At 63.1% G+C, this 17653-nt stretch carries 17 protein-coding genes; 11 read left to right on the top strand and 6 right to left on the bottom strand.

All coding sequences use genetic code 11. From position 1 onward, the window contains the following. The first annotated feature begins 38 nt into the window (after positions 1 to 38). Positions 39 to 1475, top strand: coding sequence for an MFS transporter (locus tag ACFIMZ_RS22205; RefSeq protein WP_431824464.1), 1437 nt, complete (start codon positions 39 to 41; stop codon positions 1473 to 1475). 232 nt (positions 1476 to 1707) lie between these two features. Beyond that, positions 1708 to 2142: a YciI family protein gene (locus tag ACFIMZ_RS22200; protein WP_431824463.1), complete on the top strand. Its 435-nt coding sequence runs from the start codon at positions 1708 to 1710 to the stop codon at positions 2140 to 2142. A 42-nt stretch (positions 2143 to 2184) separates the two neighbouring features. Here the strand turns inward: ACFIMZ_RS22200 and ACFIMZ_RS22195 are convergent, their stop codons facing one another. Beyond that, on the bottom strand, positions 2185 to 2880 hold the full coding sequence (locus ACFIMZ_RS22195) for a hypothetical protein (RefSeq protein WP_431824462.1): 696 nt from the start codon (positions 2878 to 2880) through the stop codon (positions 2185 to 2187). A 395-nt stretch (positions 2881 to 3275) separates the two neighbouring features. On the opposite strand from ACFIMZ_RS22195, the gene ACFIMZ_RS22190 reads away from it, so the two are divergent. The 5 genes from ACFIMZ_RS22190 (at position 3276) to ACFIMZ_RS22170 (ending at position 7960) form a co-directional block, all read left to right on the top strand. Further along, a complete protein-coding gene (locus tag ACFIMZ_RS22190; RefSeq protein WP_431824461.1) occupies positions 3276 to 4538 on the top strand; it encodes an ABC transporter substrate-binding protein in 1263 nt (420 codons plus the stop codon). A 137-nt stretch (positions 4539 to 4675) separates the two neighbouring features. Further along, positions 4676 to 5545 (top strand): branched-chain amino acid ABC transporter permease, encoded by an 870-nt coding sequence (locus ACFIMZ_RS22185; RefSeq protein ID WP_431824460.1) that lies wholly within the window; start codon positions 4676 to 4678, stop codon positions 5543 to 5545. Then, a complete protein-coding gene (locus ACFIMZ_RS22180; protein WP_431824459.1) occupies positions 5542 to 6507 on the top strand; it encodes a branched-chain amino acid ABC transporter permease in 966 nt (321 codons plus the stop codon). The genes ACFIMZ_RS22185 and ACFIMZ_RS22180 overlap by 4 nt, the downstream gene beginning before the upstream one ends. Then, complete coding sequence (locus ACFIMZ_RS22175; RefSeq protein WP_431824458.1) at positions 6504 to 7253, top strand: ABC transporter ATP-binding protein; 750 nt, start codon at positions 6504 to 6506, stop codon at positions 7251 to 7253. The genes ACFIMZ_RS22180 and ACFIMZ_RS22175 overlap by 4 nt, the downstream gene beginning before the upstream one ends. Continuing rightward, entirely contained in the window at positions 7250 to 7960 is a 711-nt protein-coding gene (locus ACFIMZ_RS22170) for an ABC transporter ATP-binding protein (protein WP_431824457.1), read from the top strand. The genes ACFIMZ_RS22175 and ACFIMZ_RS22170 overlap by 4 nt, the downstream gene beginning before the upstream one ends. Positions 7961 to 8276: 316 nt before the next feature. Here the strand turns inward: ACFIMZ_RS22170 and ACFIMZ_RS22165 are convergent, their stop codons facing one another. Both ACFIMZ_RS22165 and ACFIMZ_RS22160 read right to left on the bottom strand, forming a co-directional pair. Continuing rightward, positions 8277 to 9860, bottom strand: a complete 1584-nt coding sequence (locus ACFIMZ_RS22165) for a hypothetical protein (protein ID WP_431824456.1) — start codon at positions 9858 to 9860, stop codon at positions 8277 to 8279. A gap of 237 nt (positions 9861 to 10097) precedes the next feature. Beyond that, positions 10098 to 10490: a hypothetical protein gene (locus ACFIMZ_RS22160; RefSeq protein ID WP_431824455.1), complete on the bottom strand. Its 393-nt coding sequence runs from the start codon at positions 10488 to 10490 to the stop codon at positions 10098 to 10100. A gap of 223 nt (positions 10491 to 10713) precedes the next feature. Between ACFIMZ_RS22160 and ACFIMZ_RS22155 the strand changes: the two genes are divergently transcribed. After that, the gene (locus ACFIMZ_RS22155; protein ID WP_431824454.1) at positions 10714 to 12159 is read left to right on the top strand and encodes an IS1182 family transposase; all 1446 of its coding nucleotides are present in this window, start codon (positions 10714 to 10716) and stop codon (positions 12157 to 12159) included. Positions 12160 to 12567: 408 nt separating this feature from the next. Here ACFIMZ_RS22155 and ACFIMZ_RS22150 read toward each other — a convergent pair whose 3' ends face one another. The 3 genes from ACFIMZ_RS22150 to ACFIMZ_RS22140 form a co-directional block, all read right to left on the bottom strand. Further along, complete coding sequence (locus ACFIMZ_RS22150) at positions 12568 to 12864, bottom strand: DUF1330 domain-containing protein (RefSeq protein WP_431824453.1); 297 nt, start codon at positions 12862 to 12864, stop codon at positions 12568 to 12570. Positions 12865 to 12958: 94 nt separating this feature from the next. Next, a complete protein-coding gene (locus ACFIMZ_RS22145) occupies positions 12959 to 14014 on the bottom strand; it encodes an aldo/keto reductase (protein ID WP_431824452.1) in 1056 nt (351 codons plus the stop codon). 72 nt (positions 14015 to 14086) lie between these two features. Further along, entirely contained in the window at positions 14087 to 14677 is a 591-nt protein-coding gene (locus ACFIMZ_RS22140; protein ID WP_431824451.1) for a flavodoxin family protein, read from the bottom strand. Between the two features lie 118 nt (positions 14678 to 14795). Between ACFIMZ_RS22140 and ACFIMZ_RS22135 the strand changes: the two genes are divergently transcribed. From ACFIMZ_RS22135 to ACFIMZ_RS22125, 3 genes are all read left to right on the top strand, one after another. Further along, positions 14796 to 15701, top strand: a complete 906-nt coding sequence (locus tag ACFIMZ_RS22135) for a LysR family transcriptional regulator (protein ID WP_431824450.1) — start codon at positions 14796 to 14798, stop codon at positions 15699 to 15701. A gap of 416 nt (positions 15702 to 16117) precedes the next feature. Beyond that, positions 16118 to 16912, top strand: a complete 795-nt coding sequence (locus ACFIMZ_RS22130; RefSeq protein WP_431824449.1) for a DinB family protein — start codon at positions 16118 to 16120, stop codon at positions 16910 to 16912. Next, on the top strand, positions 16909 to 17637 hold the full coding sequence (locus ACFIMZ_RS22125; RefSeq protein ID WP_431824448.1) for an alpha/beta fold hydrolase: 729 nt from the start codon (positions 16909 to 16911) through the stop codon (positions 17635 to 17637). Before ACFIMZ_RS22130 ends, ACFIMZ_RS22125 begins: the two co-directional genes overlap by 4 nt. Positions 17638 to 17653: the final 16 nt, after the last annotated feature.

Here is a 17653-nt window from a genome sequence, read left to right as displayed (position 1 = left end):
ATGTCGCTTCGAGGCCCCTTTTCATTTCAGAGGACGCCATGCCCGCCGCCACCGCACCCGCCTCCATCACGCGCGCCAGCGCCGCCGCCCGGCTCGAACGCCTGCCGTTTTCCGGGTATCACAAGCTGATCTTCTTCATCATCGCGATCGCGTTCTTCTTCGACTCGGTCGACCTCGGCACGATGACCTTCGTGCTCGGCTCGATCAAGAAGGAATTCGGGCTGTCGACCGCGATGGCCGGCCTCGTCGCGAGCGCGAGCTTCTTCGGGATGGTGCTCGGCGCGGCGGTCGCGGGGCTGCTCGCCGACCGCTTCGGCCGGCGCCCCGTGTTCCAGTGGAGCATGGTGCTGTGGGGCGCGGCGTCGTACCTGTGCTCGACCGCGCAGAGCGTCGACGCGCTGATCGTCTACCGCGTGCTGCTCGGCATCGGCATGGGGATGGAGTTTCCGGTCGCGCAGACGCTCTTGTCCGAATTCGTGCCGGCCGCGAAGCGCGGCCGCCTGATCGCGCTGATGGACGGCTTCTGGCCGCTCGGCTTCATCACCGCCGGCATCGTGTCGTACTTCGTGCTGCCGCAATTCGGCTGGCGCACGGTGTTCGCGCTGCTCGCGATTCCGGCCGTGTTCGTGCTGATCGTGCGCCGCGTCGTGCCCGAATCGCCGCGCTGGCTCGAACATGCGGGCCGGCTCGCGCAAGCCGACGCGGTGATGCGCGACATCGAGACGAAGGTGATGCGCTCGGCCGGCGTCACGACGCTGCCGCCGCCCGCGCGGCTCGCGCAAGCGCCGGCGCAGCGCGGGCGCGGCGCGCTGCGCGAGATCTGGAGCGGCGCGTACCGCCGCCGCACGACGATGGTGTGGCTGCTGTGGTTCTTCGCGCTGCTCGGCTTCTACGGGCTGACGTCGTGGCTCGGCGCGCTGCTGCAGCAGGCCGGCTTCGAGGTCACGAAATCGGTGTTCTATACGGTGCTGATCTCGCTCGGCGGCGTGCCGGGCTTCCTGTGCGCGGCGTGGCTCGTCGAGCGCTGGGGCCGCAAGCCGACCTGCATCGCGTCGCTGCTCGGCGGCGGCGCGATGGCGTATGCGTACGGGCAGAGCGCGCTGTACGGCGGCAGCACCGCGCTGCTGATCGGCACGGGCCTCGCGATGCAGTTCTTCCTGTTCGGGATGTGGGCCGCGCTGTATACGTACACGCCGGAGCTGTACGGCACCGGTGCGCGCGCGACGGGGTCCGGCTTCGCGTCGGCGATCGGGCGCGTCGGCTCGCTGATCGGGCCGTACGTGGTCGGCGTCGTGCTGCCGGTGTTCGGGCAGGGCGGCGTGTTCACGCTCGGCGCGCTGTCGTTCGCGGCGGCGGCGCTGGCCGTGTGGACGCTCGGGATCGAGACGAAGGGGATGGCGCTGGAAACGCTTGCGGCGGGCGACGACGCCGGGAATGGCGGGCGCTATCCGGTGGCAATGGACAAGGTGTCCTGACGCGGCGGCAGCCTTGCGTGCCGGGGAGGCCATCGCCCCTTCCCGGCCATCGCGCACGATATCCCGCGCGGGCGCCCGATCACATTGGGGATCGCCGACACGACCGCGGAGATTTTCCCGGGCATGATGTCGATTTCCGGCGTCGTGGTTCGTCGTCATATCGGGCGCGTCCGTCGCATGGCCATACAATCGGCGGATGCCCGAACTTTCCCCATTTCAAGGAGATACAACGATGCGAGTAATGGTAATCGTCAGGGCGACGCGCGAATCCGAGGCCGGCGAGATGCCGGACACCGAGTTGCTGGCCGCGATGGGCCGGTACAACGAGGAACTGGTGAAGGCGGGCGTGATGCTCGCGGGCGAAGGGTTGCATCCGAGCTCGCGCGGCAAGCGCGTGCGCTTTTCCGGACCGGGCCGAAGCGTGATCGACGGGCCGTTCGCCGAGACCAAGGAGGTCATCGCCGGTTTCTGGATGTGGCAGGTGAAGTCGATGGACGAAGCCGTCGAATGGGTGAAGCGCTGCCCGAATCCGATGAAGGGCGAATCGGAGATCGAGATCCGGCCGGTGTTCGAGGCGGAAGACTTCGGCGCGGAACTCACGCCGGAACTGCAGGAGCAGGAAGCACGGCTGCGGGCCGAGATCGAGGCCGCGCAGAAGAAGCACTGACCGCGGTGGTGTTCTCCGGTCGCGCATCCGCCGCGGCCGCGCTCAACCCCCGATCGCCTTCCCGCCGCCTTCGGCCTCCAGCCCGCGCGGCAGCGGCGACCGGGGCAACAGCTCGAACGTCACGTTGACCGTGCCGCCCTGGCTGGAGATTCTCATCGCGCCGGCGCCCCGCGTTCTCGTCAGGCAGCCGAGGTCGGTCGGCGACGCGCTGGATACGCCGAGCTGGCAGGACCAGGCGAGGTTCGCTTCGCGCCTGCCGGAGTCGCTGAATACGATCAGCCCGCCCCATCCGCTCGGTCCGTCGCTGACGCCGGGGACGAATTCGGCGTGGCGAATGCCCAGCGGCTGCCATCCGCAGCGGCCCGGGGCGTAGCGATCGACGAAGAAACGGACCTCGAACCGGTCCTTGCCGGCCGGCAAGCGGATATTGTCCGTGACGACTTGCGGGAGGTTCGGCGCGCCGAACAGGCGGCCGAACCATGTTTGCGACAGGCAGTGTGGATGGGTGGACGCGAAGTCGATGCCGAGCCATAGCTCGACCTTCGGGTCCTTGCGGCCCTGGATGACGAGTATGTGGTGCGGGTCGTCCGTTTCGGTCGGGCGGTCGGACAGCTGGTTGTGGGGGGCCTCGATGTGGACTTCGAAACGCAGGCGGCTGTCGTCGGCCGACGCCCGGCCGGGCACGGCGGCGAGCCACCCGATCGCTAGAACGAGCACGAGATGAGCGCGCGGTGACATGGCTCCCCCACTATTGGCGGTGCGTTCCCCGGGCGGCGGTGCTCGTTGTTCCGGGTTGCCGGCGGCGGGCTTGTCGGTCCGCGCGCGAGGCGATCCGGTCTGTGATGCCGATCAGGCATTGTGGGCGGCGGGGAGTGGCGGCGTAAAGCTGGGACGAACCCCTGAGGGGGTGGCCCGCCGCTTGACGTGCTTGCGCGATGCCGCTGCGAGATGATCCCAATGGCGGGGTATTGCGTATTGTGAATTCGATTCAACGCGTCCAAGATTGAATTGCGCGGGCTATCTCACGCGCCGATCAAGAATTGAGGCGATCGACCGATTCGACAGCTTTGTGTGGGACCGGACCAAGTGCAAACGCGCTCACTCCGGATCGACAAACGGTGAGGGAGAACCCTATGAAAACACCGAGTCGCATTCCTAACTTGAATCGTCGTGCCTTGCTCAAGGCGGCTGCCGCTGCAACGGCCGTGCAACTGGCGCCTCCCTTCATCATCAAGTCGCGCGGTGAAGCTCCGCTGCGAATCGGAATGGTCGATCCTTTGACGGGCGTTTATGCTGCAGACGCACAGAACGAAGTGATCGGTGCGAGGCTTGCGGTACAGCAGATCAACGCGCGGGGCGGCATCCTCGGTCGGCCTGTCGAGCTGATGGTGGAGGATTCGGCGAACGACGTCGGGACTGGCGTACAGAAGGCGCGCAAGCTGATCGAACGCGATCAGGTCACGTTCCTCATCGGCGATGTGAATTCAGGCATCGCCCAGGCCATTGCCCAGGTCAGCAACGAAAAGAAGGTGCTGCACATCGTCTCCGGCGGCCATACCGACACGATCACGGGCAGCGACTGCAAATGGAACGTCTTTCGCGTGTGCAACACGACGAGCATGGAGGCCAACGCCGTCGCCAGTCTGCTGTTTACCCAGTACGGCAAGAAGTGGCATTTCATCACGCCGGATTACGCGTTCGGTCACACCCTGCAGAAGGCCGCGGCGGCCGACCTGCAGAAGCTGGGCGGCACGATCACCGGCAACGAGCTCACGCCGCTCGGCACGACCGATTTCTCCGCCTATCTGATCAAGGCGCGCGCGGCGAAGCCGGACGTTCTGCTGGTGCTGCCGCAAGGCTCCGATATGGTCAACTGTTTGAAACAGATCGCACAGTTCGGCATCAGCAAGGATATTCACGTCGCCGGCCTGCAGCAGGAGCTGGAATCGCTCGAGTCGATGCCGCCCGAAGCGCGCGTCGGCATCTGGATGCTGGAGTGGTACTGGAAACAGCCGGGCGTGCCGGGCGTCGAGAAGTTCGTCGCCGACATCCGCAAGGTGAACGGCGGCAAAGTGCCCACCGCCCGTCACTGGTTCGGGTACACGTCGGTCCGCACGCTGGCCGCCATCGCCAACAAGGAACAAACCCTCGACTCCAGAAAGCTTGCCGAAGCGCTCGGCGGATTCGAACTGGCAGATGACATCAAGCTGCAGCCCAACAAGGTCTACTACCGCAAGGGTGACCACCAGCTGATGACGTCGGCGTTCGTCGGCGAAGCGCTGTCCAGGCCGGCCGGCGATCCTGAAGACCTGTTCCGCGTCGAACGCGTGGTCGCCGGCGACAAGACCGCGCCGCCCGAGAGCGAAACCGGCTGCAAGCTGCAGTGGCCAGCCTGATTCCCGACGCCTTGCCCGGGCGTTACCGGCGGGCCACCTTCCCGACGCGGGCGGCGGGCGCACATGGCGAAGCGAACACCGCAGGCGCATCGGGCGAGGCCCGTACGCGGCATGCACGATAACAAGAACGGTGCGCGATGACCCAGCTTCTCCTGTTCAACGTCACCAACGGCCTGATCATTGGCGCGTTCTACGTGCTGATGGCGCTCGGGTTATCGCTCATCCTCAACTTGAGCAACGTGATCAACTTCGCCCATGGCGGTTTCCTTGTCGCCGGCGGCTACGTTGCGTACACCATCACCCCGTACGTTGGCTTCTGGGGCGCGCTGCTGATCGCGCCGCCGTGCGTCGCCCTGATCGGCCTCGCCCTCGAGCGGATGCTCATCCGGCGAGTCTACGGGCGCGATCCGCTATACAGCCTGCTGCTGACGTTCGGCCTCGCCTTCATCTTCGAGGACGGCACCCGCTTCATATGGGGCGCCCAAGGCAAACCCGTGACCGTTCCGGCCGTGCTCGCGCAACCTTTGAGCGACACGTTCTTTTTCGTCACGGGCTACCGCCTGTTCATGGTCGGCACGGTGGCGGTGGCGGTGGCGCTGCTGTTCATCCTGCTGCGCTACAGCAGGCTTGGCATCCGTATTCGTGCGGGCACGCTCGACCTTGAAACCGTCGCGGCGCTCGGCATCAATGTGGGCAGGTTGCGCTCGCTCAATTTCGCGGTCGGGGCGTTTCTTGCCGGCCTGAGCGGCGTGCTCGCGGCGGGCCAGCTCGGGCTGGAGCCGACCATGGGAACCGGGTTGCTGATGCCAAGCTTCATCGCCATCATCGTCGGCGGGGTCGGCAGCCTCACCGGCACGCTGCTCGGCGGATTGCTGATCGGGGTCGCGTCGGGCGTCACGGCGGTGTTCCTGCCCGCTGCGAGCGAGGCGATCATCTACGTGATGATGGCCGTGGTGCTGCTGCTGCGCCCGCGTGGCCTGCTTGGCGAAGAGGGCATGCTGGAATGAACGAACGACCACGGTCTCGCCGGCGCCGGCTGCTGACGCTCGCGGCAATCTGGGCGGCGTTGCTGCTCGCCCCCTACTGGATGCCGCCGCTCGGCGGCTATACCGCGCTCGGCACACGCGTGCTGGTGCTTGGCCTTGCTGCGATGTCGGTGAACTTTCTGCTTGGCTTCACCGGCGTGCTTTCGTTCGGTCACGCGGCCTTTTTCGGGCTCGGTGCCTACGGCGCGGGCTTCGCGTTGAAGTTCGCGGCGCCGAGCACGCCGCTCGCGCTGCTGTGCGGCACGTTGCTCGGTGGAATCGCCGGCGCGCTGCTGGGTGCGCTCTGCGCGCGGCGGCGAGGCGTGTACTTCGCGATGGTCACCATCGCGTTCGGGCAAGTCTTCTACTACATCGCTTTTCAGTGGAGCTCGGTGACAGGCGGCGACGACGGATTGCGCGGGTTTTCGCGCATGCCCCTCCATCTTGGCGTTGCGACGATCGACATCCTCTCGAACGCCAACGCGTTCTACTACTTCGTGCTGTTTTGCATGGTGCTGGCGGTCGGATCGATGGGGTTCATCCTGCGCTCGCCCTTCGGACGCACGATGATCGCGATCCGGGAGAACGAGCAGCGCGCCCGCTTTCTGGGCATTCCCGTCGATCGCCACATCTGGATCGCATTCACGCTGTCGTGCTTCTTCATGGGGTTCGCCGGCGCGCTTTACGCGCTCCTGAACAACTTCGCCGATCCGCGCGGGCTGCACTTCAGCCAGTCCGGCGATTTCGTGATGATGGCCGTGATGGGCGGCATGCGCAGCTTCTGGGGACCGCTCCTCGGTGCTGCGGTGTTCGTCGTGCTGCAGGATTATCTGTCGAGCATCACCGTCAACTGGATGTCCTTCATCGGCATGCTGTTCGTCGCGATCGTGCTCTTTTTCCCGCGTGGCCTGCTCGGCTTCATCCGGCGCAAGGGCGAATCATGAGCGTTCTCGAAGTCAGGCTCGTCGGCAAGCGCTTCGGCAGCCTCGCGGCGGTGCGCGACGTATCGCTCGCCGTCGAGAAAGGCGAGTTGCGCGCAATCATCGGACCGAACGGCGCTGGTAAAACCACGTTCTTCAATCTGATCAGCGGCTTTTTCCCGCCGACCACGGGAACCATCGTATTCGACGGACGCGACATCACGGCGCTTCCGGCCCATCGGCGCGTTGCGGCAGGTATCGCGCGCACCTTCCAGATCACCGAGATCTTTCCCGAACTCACGGTGTTCGAGAGCGTGCGCATCAGCACCGAGGTGACGGCCGGTCTTCGCCTGCGCCCATGGATCAGCCGCGCGGAGCGGATGCGGGTGCGCGAGCGCGTCGAACAGATGCTCGACATCACCGGCCTGGGCGCCAAGGGCGATCGGCTGGTCGGCGAGCTTTCGCATGGCGATCAGCGCGTTGCCGAAATCGCCATGGCGCTGGCCCTTCATCCGCGCCTGCTGCTGCTCGACGAGCCGACCGCCGGCATGGGCGACCAGGAGACCCACGAGATCACGCAGCTCATCCGCCGCTTGTACCGTGGTAGCGACATGACGATCGTCTTGATCGAGCACGACATGCGCGTCGTGTTCGATCTTGCCGACCGGATCACGGTGCTCGACCGCGGCAGCCTGCTTGCCGAGGGCGCGCCGCAGCAGATCGCGTCGAACGAGACCGTGCAGGCCGCTTACCTGGGTGATGCCACATGAACGCGGCACTCGTCGCCGACGGCCTTCATACCTATTACGGGGAGAGCCATATCCTGCATGACGTGAGCCTCGCCGTCGAGGAAGGCAAGATCACGGCCTTGCTCGGCCGCAATGGCGCCGGCAAGACCACGACCCTGCGCACGCTGATGGCCCTGACGCCTGCGCGTCGGGGACGCGTGACGATCTTCGGCGCGGATGCCTCGCGCTGGCCGACCTTCCGGATCGCCGCAAGCGGCGTCGGCTATGTGCCGGAGGGGCGGAGAATATTTGCCAATCTCAGTGTCGAGGAAAACCTGAAGGTACCGCTCGTGCGCCGCGGGCCGTGGACGATTTCGCGCATCTACGCGCTGTTTCCGCGCCTCGCCGAGCGCAAGGAGAGCCGGGGGCGCCAGCTCTCCGGCGGCGAGCAGGAAATGCTGTCGATTGCCCGCGCGCTGCTGCTCAATCCCCGGTTGCTGATTCTCGACGAGCCGTCACAAGGCCTGGCTCCGCTGATCGTGCGCGAGGTGTTTCGCGTCGTATCGCAGATGCGCGACGAGGGGATTTCGGTGCTGCTGGTCGAGCAGAACGCGCGCATGGGTCTCAAGATCAGCGACTACGCTTATGTGCTGGATGATGGCGGCATCGTCTATTCGGGCAACTCGCGAGATCTCGCCGCCGACGAGAATCGGGTGCGCGCGCTGACGGGGGTCAGTACGCGTGAGTAGATGCGTCAAATACGGGTGGGTCGATGCTCCGGGCCGATCTGCGGGTCGGTTGATATTGCTCTGCGAGGTTTCGGCTGGCGCAGATCGACCCGGAGCAGCCCTTCGGGGCATTGTCACCGCACCGTCCGCTTCTGAAAGTCTCTCGGACATCCGTCCAAGTTCGGTCGACTGCCGCTCTTCGATGCGCTCCGGTCATTCGAGCCCTACGCCCGATCTCTCCAGCCGGTGACGGTCGCTAGCGGCATCGGTCACGGACTGGATGCCCTTGCCGGGCGTCGACAGTCCGTTCTCTTCGCCGACGTGTCGGCCACGCACATCACGATTCCGAGACGACGACCGGATGAGGCGGCGATTCAGTTCTGGGCGTTTTTGACCCTTGCTGCAGCCTGCGCATCGTTTGACGATACCACTGCGGAATCGTCGCCCCAAACAGCGCTCCGATCGCCGCGCTCAGTGCCATCGGCAACCAAGGCTGTGGTTGCGTACGCCAATGCACGGCGTTGAGGTCCGGAGCGACCCATTTAACGACGAGGTAGCCGACGAGCGCCATGCTGCAGGCAATTCCTGCGCTCTCGGCCAGTTTCAGCCAGCGCGGATCTTGCTCCTCGAGAGCGTAGTTGTCGCAAGCGAACGCAAGCAGGATAGCCAGTACGATGGACAGCGTGAGCCATTTGCATTGCACAACAAAGGGTGCGAGCTGCTCCGTGTGCGGCAGGCTCAACCTGATCGCGTAGACGATAGACGATAGTGCGAACACCACGGGTAGCGTAAGCAGCCCTGACGTGAGGTAGGCGAGCACCGGCCGTTCGCAGTCGCGGCCACGATTGGCAAAAGCCCAAAGTTGTTTCGGGAGGATTGCAAATGCAGCGGCGACACAGTGGTTGATCGCAATGAGGAAGCCAATCGTGAGCCTCCGGGTGATCGCGTCGCCGTCCTGCCCTGCGGTGAAGATCGCCACAACGGCGAACAGCAATACGACGCCGATCCAGTCAAGTGCAAGGACGTTGAGCGGAAATGCAACGCCTCTCAACTCGGTGATCTTGAATCCCAATGACTTGAGCTTGTCGGCGATCTGCGCTTCCCTGTTATTGCTGTAAAGCAGCATCCGTGCGACCATCAGTCTGACGTCCTCATATGCATCCTTGGTCAAGGCGGAGTAGGTCTTCGCAGAGTCGGGGAGCGCAGCAAGTTGCTGGGCCGAAAGTTGTCCAACGACCGTGAAAAATCCGACGCACTGCGCAAAGTAGATTTTCATTCGCTTTTCGAATGCATCGACATCTTCCGCGAAATCCGCCTCGAAGCGTGCACGGCTCCTGTAATTCTTCAGCCAGACGTATAAAACAAGAACTCGTGTAAAGCGATACTGTTGTGGAGCCCCATCCCTGTCGGTACTGACCTCTACGACAAGCGTGGTTGGCAGGTCGTCGCTCTCGCAAATGTATTCCTTGGCTTTTTCGACAAGGCTCTCAGGCATGTCGAATTCGGCATCTTTTATTCGTTGTGCCCAGCGCACTGCGCCAAATGGAATCTCACCCATCCGATGGAAAAGCGCGAGAATCTTGCCGTCGATTTCGTGCAGGATCGGCACCGAAGGCAACAACGTAGTCAACATCAGCGCGGCGACGAGGGGAGCCTCCAGTCCATCGAGTCTGGTGCCATCGGCGGGCGCTGGATGCAGTATCGAGAGCCACTGGGGGTTTTGCTGAATCGCCAGCGTGATACCGGTCCACAGTCCTGCGCAGGCCAATACATACATCACGCAGCTTGCAAGGTACTGGAAACGGCTGGTTTGGGACCGCACCGCCCTCGGGGTATTGAACCGGCTCCAGGCGTGGAAGCCGACGAGCAGGCACGCGAGTGCGTGGCTCGCCGGCAAATGTGTGATGAGATTCAAGCCCATGATTCACCCCTACGTGAAGGACCAGCAGCGAAACCGCGAGTCACCGGCAAGTGCCATGGCGTAACGCTGAGCGGCGCGGCAACTCGAGAACAAAAGCCCGCAGAGACCAAGCTCGTGAAAGCTCCGCAAAAGCCGTACCAGGTATGCGAATCGAGCGCCCTTACGACGGCGATGGCTTGGAGCGGACGTCAATGTTCCAAGAGCGTCGTGCGGGTAGTGGTGCCGCGAAGTGCCTTGCTAGTGGTCCGCATCCGCTTTCGGGATTCTGGTGAACGTCCAGACCTCCGGCGTGATCTCGATCGGACAAGCAATGACGAATTCGATTGCGCTTCGGATGGAGCTTTTGGGCAGAGACGCAAGTGTTGTTTTCACAACGACAGGACAGCTCGGTTTGTTGGAATTCTCCCGGCAGCAGGGAATGCGCTGCACGAGCAATACAGAGCCGCTGGGTAGGATTTCGTCTGACGCTCTTATCAACAGGATGTCGATACCGAGTTGTCCGACGAGCGGTCGCGATTTCTGCCGGCTCGCACCCACCACGACACGATGTGGATGGCGACGCGTGCATCCGGGAGGTTGAAGACGAGCCGGATTTGACTCCGCGCCCAGACGCGGCGCCATGGCGGTCATTCAAATGTCCTCGGGTGCCGTGCCGACGAGGTAGCATTCGTCTTCGCTAGTCGAATGACTGTTTGCAGGGCGAAACCGACACCTGAACGACTGCGCTATGGGACGAATGAACGACGCCTTGTGGCCGATTACCGACGGATGCAACCGGCCGTTGCCGACCTAGGGTGTGTGAAAACGCCATGATCGCCTAGACTGAATCAACGCGTTCAGGCCGGGGGACCGGATGAAGAGATTCATCGAAGGTGACGATCGCAAGCAAGTCACTCTGCTTCCAGAATGCCTCGATGACTTCATCGCCGAGGATAACCCCGTCAGAATCATTGACGCGTTCGTTGAAGAGCTCGAACTGGGATCGCTTGGGTTTGATGGCGCGACGCCTTCAGCTACAGGCCGCCCCTCCTATCATCCGGCAGCGCTGTTGAAGATTTACATCTACGGCTATCTCAACCGAGTCCAGTCGAGTCGCCGTCTGGAGCGCGAATGCCAACGCAATGTCGAGTTGATGTGGCTCACGGGCCGCCTGGCGCCGGACTTCAAAACCATTGCTGGCTTCCGCAGGGATAACGGCGCAGGCATTCGCAACGTCTGTCACCGGTTCATTATTCTTTGCCGTGATCTCAAGCTGTTCTCACAAGCGCTGGTTGCCATCGACGGCAGCAAGTTCAAAGCCGTCAACGCTCGCGACCGCAACTTCACCACGGGCAAGATCGAGAAGCGCCAGCAGCAAATCGAGGAAAGCATTCAGCGGTACCTGAACGCATTGGAGACCGCCGATCGCACGCAGCCTGCAGAGATGGAAGCGAAGACAAGTCGGCTGCAAGACAAGATCGCTCGATTGCGCGAACAGATGCAACGCCTCAATCAAATCGAGGAGCAACTCAAGACGCAGCCTGATGGTCAACTCTCCATGACTGACCCTGACGCGCGCTCCATGGCAACGAGCGGGAAAGGCTCGGGGATGGTCGGCTACAACGTGCAGGTCGCAGTGGACGCCAAGCACCATCTCATCGTCGCGCACGAAGTCACCAATTCTGGCCACGACCGCGCGCAGCTCAGCCCCTTAGCCAAAGCTGCACGCGATGCCATGGGTAGGACCAGACTCCAGGCAGTCGCCGATCGTGGCTACTACAACGCACCCCAGATCAAGGCATGCGCGGATGCCGGGATTGCGGTGATCCTGCCTAAACCCACGACGTCGAGCGCAAAGCATCACGGCCGATTTGATAGGGCCGACTTCATCTACATTGCCCGCGACGATGAATACCTATGCCCGGCTGGCGAGCGCGCGATCTATCGCTACACCCGGGAGGAACACGGGTTGCAACTGCGCCGTTACTGGAGCAGTGCATGTCCTCAGTGCGCCCTGAAGTCTCAATGCACGCCGAGCTCGCAACGACGAATCTCACGTTGGGAGCATGAGTCCGTGCTGGAAGCAGTCCAACTTCGGCTCGACAAGACACCTGACGCAATGACGGTTCGCAGGCGAACCGTCGAACATGTCTTCGGGACGTTCAAGCACTGGATGGGTTACACGCACTTCCTGACACGCAAGCTGGCCAACGTGGGTACCGAGATGAGCCTGCATGTCCTTGCCTACAACCTCACGCGAGTGTTGAATATCCTGGGTTTCTCGAGAACGATGAAAGCGATGCGGCTTGCGGGTGCGTGAGCACCTGTTAGGGCTCGAAACAGAGCGACGACATCTGCAAGGCAAGCATCAAAATCGTTCAGCCGTTCATCGTCACCGAATCGACTGTGGAAGCGCTACAGCAAGCCAAGCTTCGCAGCCGGCTGCGCCTACTGCGGTTCAATGGGCGTTTCCACACGGCCTCGACCCGTTGCGGCCCGCCGATCTCGCACATTTTTAGTGGCAGCTTCCAAGGTACAAGCGTCGCTCATCCGGTCGCATAAGCCGGCGAACGTTTCACGGAATAGTCGGGCACCGCAAGGTATGCATCGAAAAACTTGAGTGCTCGCTTTCGCAAACCATGTCGCCCTCGGAGAGGGGCGGCCGTGATTCGTGAAAACGCCTGGCACCAGATCAAAGCGAGGAGTCTGGCGTTCGAGCGCTTCACGCTCAGCGTGATGAAGTCCCTTCGAGAATGACAAAGGTCCCGGTCGCTGCCCCGACGCGGAGCGCCTTGGCCGCCTGGTATTCGGGGCTCTCATAGAAGCGCTTGGCCTCGGCGAACGAATCAAACTCAAAGATGACATGCCGCTCGTGGGCCTCGCCTTCGAGGTTTTCATACTGTCCCGATATTGCAATGACCGTCGGGCTGAAATTCTTCATTGCATCGCCTGCGGCTTTTGCATAGGCGGCGTAAGCAGTTGCATCCGAGATGCTGACGTGTGCGATCAGATAACCTTTTGGCATCTCTATCTCTCTTCGTAGTGGGCGCATTCAATTCAACACGGGGCCGATGCTGACAACCGCCCACGTCGCAGGTATTGGTGCACGGCAGTCGGTTCTAATTCGACGCGAGGGTCCTGAAAGTCTGGGGGACCCTGCTCGCGTCCTGACGATCGATCATCCAGCCGGGATAGCAGGGAGGCACAGCACTCACGGCTTCAAGACGCGCAAGCTCCTCCCTGGTAAGCACTACATCGACCGCGCCGAGATTATCTTCGAGCTGTTCGACCCGTTTGGCGCCGATAATGACGCTCGTGACATGCGGCTTGGCGAGTAACCAGGCGAGTGCGATCCGGGCGACCGAGATACCGCGCGCGTCGGCGATGGCGCGCATCTCTGCAACGCACGGCCAGGCTCGATCGAGATCGACCGGCGGAAAATCGAAATGGCTGCGCCGCGAACCCTCTTCGGTTGATGCCCCTGGACCAAACTTCCCGGAAAGCAATCCGCGGGCGAGGGGCGACCAGACGAGCAGCCCCATCCGCTCCTCGATAACGAGTGGCACCAACTCGCGTTCCACGTCGCGTCCAGCGATTGAATAGTAGGCCTGGAGTGTCTCGAAGCGCGTGGCGTGAAGCGCTGCACTCAGCCCGAGCGCTTTACCGATCTTGCCTGCGCGCCAATTCGAGACGCCGACATAACGGACTAGCCCCTGCCGCGTGAGATCGTCGAGGGCACGCAGCGTCTCTTCGATCGGCGTGACAGGATCGCTGGCGTGAATCTGGTAAAGGTCGATATGGTCGACCTGGAGCCGTTCCAGGCTTCTCTGCAAAGAATCCATGATATGACCGCGCGACGCCCCCTGGTCGTTGGGTTTCGGGCCCATCACGCCAGCGGTCTTCGTAGCCAGCACTAGCTCGCTGCGTGGTACTCCGATGTCTCTCAGCGCTTGTCCGACGACGCGTTCAGATTGGCCAAAGGAATAAATGTCGGCGGTGTCGATGAAATTGATTCCCTCAGCAAGCGCGCGGGCGATCAACTGGTTCGCCTCGTCCTGACCAACTGCGCCGATCGCCTTCCACATGCCGGCGTCAGCATTGCCGCCCAGCGTCATCGTGCCGAGGCACAGCTCGGAGACATACAGGCCGGTGCGGCCAAGCTGCTTATATTTCATGGCCATTCCCTTCAAGATTGGCTGGATAAGATGCGGCAGCGTCCGATCTGTCGCGTCCCGCGCGCCAGAATTTCAGTTGCGCCGAGAGGTTCCGGACCGAAACCGTGCGGCGATCATTGCGACGCGTACGCCATAGCGGCGTGCCGTCTCGAGGTCTCCCGGCGACATCTCAGCGGGCGACGCATCGGCAGGCGTCTGCGCCATCGGCGCGATATAGGAGCCCATGCGATTCAGGTCGTCGCGCATTGAGGCTTTCACGTTCGCCGGCTTGATGTCCATGCTGACCCAGATGCCGCCGTGCTGCCCAGCGAGCAGAAAGAAGTATTCGAGCGTATTGAGCTTGTCGCCGTTGATACTCGCGCTATTGGTAAAGCCGCCAAAGATCTTGTTCTGCCACCCACCTTCGAACCAGATCTTCGAGGATGCGTCCGCGAACTTCTTGAACTGCCAGCTAGGGCCGCCCATGTAGGTCGGCGAGCCGAACAGAATCGCATCCGCGCCGGCAAGCGTTTCCCAGGCATCCCCAGCAACGTTTCCCTCGCTGTCGATTGCGACGAGTACGGCGCCCGCGCCTTCGGCGATGGCCGTTGCCATGCGCTCGGTATGCCCATAGCCAGAGTGGTAGACGACGACCGTTCTCGCCGGCGAGGTGTGATGAGTCACGAGTGCTCCCTTTCGTTCAAGTGGTCGTCGGTCGACGACATGAGAAGCCAGTCTACTGAGCCACTACTGAGGTATAAATGAGGCCAAATAGAACGTTCTGTTACTCCTCTGGTGAACAATGCAAAACCTTGACGCACTTGTGATCTTTGCGCGTGTCGCCGAAATGACGAGCTTCACGCGTGCGGCCGAAAGCCTGGGTATCCAGAAGGGACGTGTCTCTACGGTGATCCGTGAGCTTGAGCGAGACGTGGGTGCGACGCTCCTGCATCGGACCACGCGGAGTGTGCAGCTCACTGAAGATGGACGTGCCTTTTATTCGCGCGCACGCGACCTACTGGCCGAAGTACAGGAATTGCAATCGATGTTCTCGGCTGACGGCGCACCGCTGCGGGGAAGATTGCGCGTCGACATGCCGACCGAGTTGGCACAAAGCGTCGTGGTTCCCGCACTACCACAACTGATGGCGGTGCATCCAGAGTTGGAAGTGGAACTTTCCAGCACCGATCGGCGTGTCGATCTCGTCCAGGAAGGGTTCGATTGCGTGATTCGCCTGGGTCCGATTGTCGACGAGGCGCTGATTGCCCGGCCGATTGGCAAGCTGCGCATGATCAATGCGGCGAGCCCGAGCTATCTGGCACGGTACGGCGTACCGCACACGCTCGACGATCTGCGCAGCCAGGGGCACCAGATGGTTCACTACACGCGAACACTTGGCGGCAAGCTTGCTGGATGGGAATATCCAGACGGCGACGGCTATGCGGCGCTTGCGCTGCCGGGAGCAATGCAAGTCAACTGCGTGCAGACCTATCATGCAGCCGGCCTTGCGGGCATTGGGTTGATCCAGGCGGGCTGTTCGGCGCTCGCGCAACACATCGAACGCGGCGCGCTAGTGGAGATTCTGCCCGACCTGCGTCCTGAGCCCCTCGCCGCGTCGCTCGTCGTGGCCCATCGGCGTAACCTGTCGCAACGCGTCCGGGCCTTCATGAATTGGGTCGAGAGGGTATTGGAGCCCTATTTTGATTAACCGATAGGTGTAGCGGCTCAAAGGGGCAGCGGACAACTGTCAGGTATCTGGGTGCATAGCAGCCGTTGGAGCGTCAGCGCCAGAGCGTAACCGAGCGGCAGAAAATGGCCGAGATGGAATGGACACCGCCCTCCCTTCGGGGACGCAGGGTCCATTCCATCTCGGCCGACAACGAACGACATCGCCTCATCTATTAACCTGCCGAATAGCTTACACCGGCATTTGCGACTGGCCTGAATCGCCAATCCGCTTTCAAATCAAGCGAACGCGGTTCCAAGTCGAGCGAGCCGAAACACGTGACCACTCGTCACGCCTCCCGCTTCACACGACCGGCTGAGCCGCCCAAGCCGGTAGATTGACACGGCGCGTCACAATAACGTATCGTTTCGCAACGTTACAGCCAAGTCCATCCCGCGATGCACTCCCGCTTCGACCGCTTCCGCACCACCCCACTCGGCGCACAGCTCGAAGCCCTGATCGCCCAACCCGACCGCTACCGCGAATTCGCCGCCCTCTCCCGCGTCGGCGTCGCCGCGATCGGCGCGATCCAGGACGAAATCGCCCAGAAATTCCCCGAAATCTCGACCGACACCACGGCGCGCCAGTTCTGCGGCGCGATGGTCGCCGACGTGATGCGGCGCCGCGGCCACGACGTCGCGCAGGCGCGCGGCCGCCTCGGCGGCGCGCTGTTCAGCTACGGCGCCGTATTCAGTCCGTACCCGCAGCAGCTGCCTTTCGCCGACATCGTAAACGAACTCGTGCGCATGCCCGACACGTTCGCCGCATTCGTCACCCGCGTGCCCACCGCACTGAGAACCCAACGCCCGGACGGCACCGGCTTCTCGCTCGTCGAACACGCATGCCACCTGCGCGACCTCGACGCGATATTCGCCGCGCGCATCGACGCAGTACGCACCGCCGACCTGCCGGTGATCGCGTCGGTCGACGGCACGGCGCTCGCCGAACAGCGCGACTACATGCATCAGGATCTCGACGAAGCACTTGATGCGTTCCGCGTCATGCGGCAACGGCTGTGCGCAACACTCACCACGCTTTCGCCAACCGAATTGACGCGCTGCGGCCTGCGCGACGGCGTCCGCCGCATGTCGCTCGACGAGCTCGTGCGCGAGTTGCTCGACCACGACCGCACCCATTCCGTCGAACTCGACGAACTGCTCGCCGAGCTGACCCCGTCCCCGCGCCCCGCATGAGCCTCCGCACACCCGTCGTCTTCATCCACGGCTTCATCGGCACGTTCGACATGCCGTCCTGGCCCGGCCCGCACCTTGCGCCCGACCTGCTCGGCTACGGCGCGCATTGCGCAGCATTGCCCGACACCATCACGCTCGCCGCACAGGTCGAACACCTGCGGCAAGCAATCAACACGCGCTTCGGCGACACACCCGTCGACGTCATCGGCCACTCGGTCGGCGGCGCGATCGCGATGCTGTTCGCGCATGCGCATCCCGCGCGCGTGCGCCGGATCGTCAACGTCGAGGGGAATTTCACGCTGGACGACGCATTCTGGTCGGCATCCGTCGGACGCATGTCGCCCGCCGAAGCCGACGCGATGCTCGACACATTGCGCGCCGATCCGCTCGCCTGGCTGCGCGGCGCCATCGCCGCTCCAACTCCGGAGCTGGCAACCAAGGCCACCCGCTGGCTCGCCCATCAACCCGCATCGACGATGCGCGCGATGGGCCGCTCGGTAGTCGCGACGACCGGCGACGCCGCCTACCTGAACGCGCTCGCGCAGGTGTTCGAACGCCATCCGGTCTACCTGATCGCCGGCGAACGTTCGCGCGACGACTGGCATGTGCCGGACTGGGCGCTGGCGCGCAGCGCCGGCATCGAGATCATCGGCGGCGGCGGGCACCTGATGACGACGGAACAGCCCGACGCCTTCCGCGCATCGGTCGAGCGCTGCCTGACGTAAAGCGACTGCCCCGCCA

Origin of the sequence: Burkholderia sp. F1, assembly GCF_050813845.1 — a bacterium.
Taxonomy (GTDB): domain Bacteria; phylum Pseudomonadota; class Gammaproteobacteria; order Burkholderiales; family Burkholderiaceae; genus Burkholderia; species Burkholderia ubonensis.
This window is presented reverse-complemented; position numbering and strand designations above follow the sequence as displayed.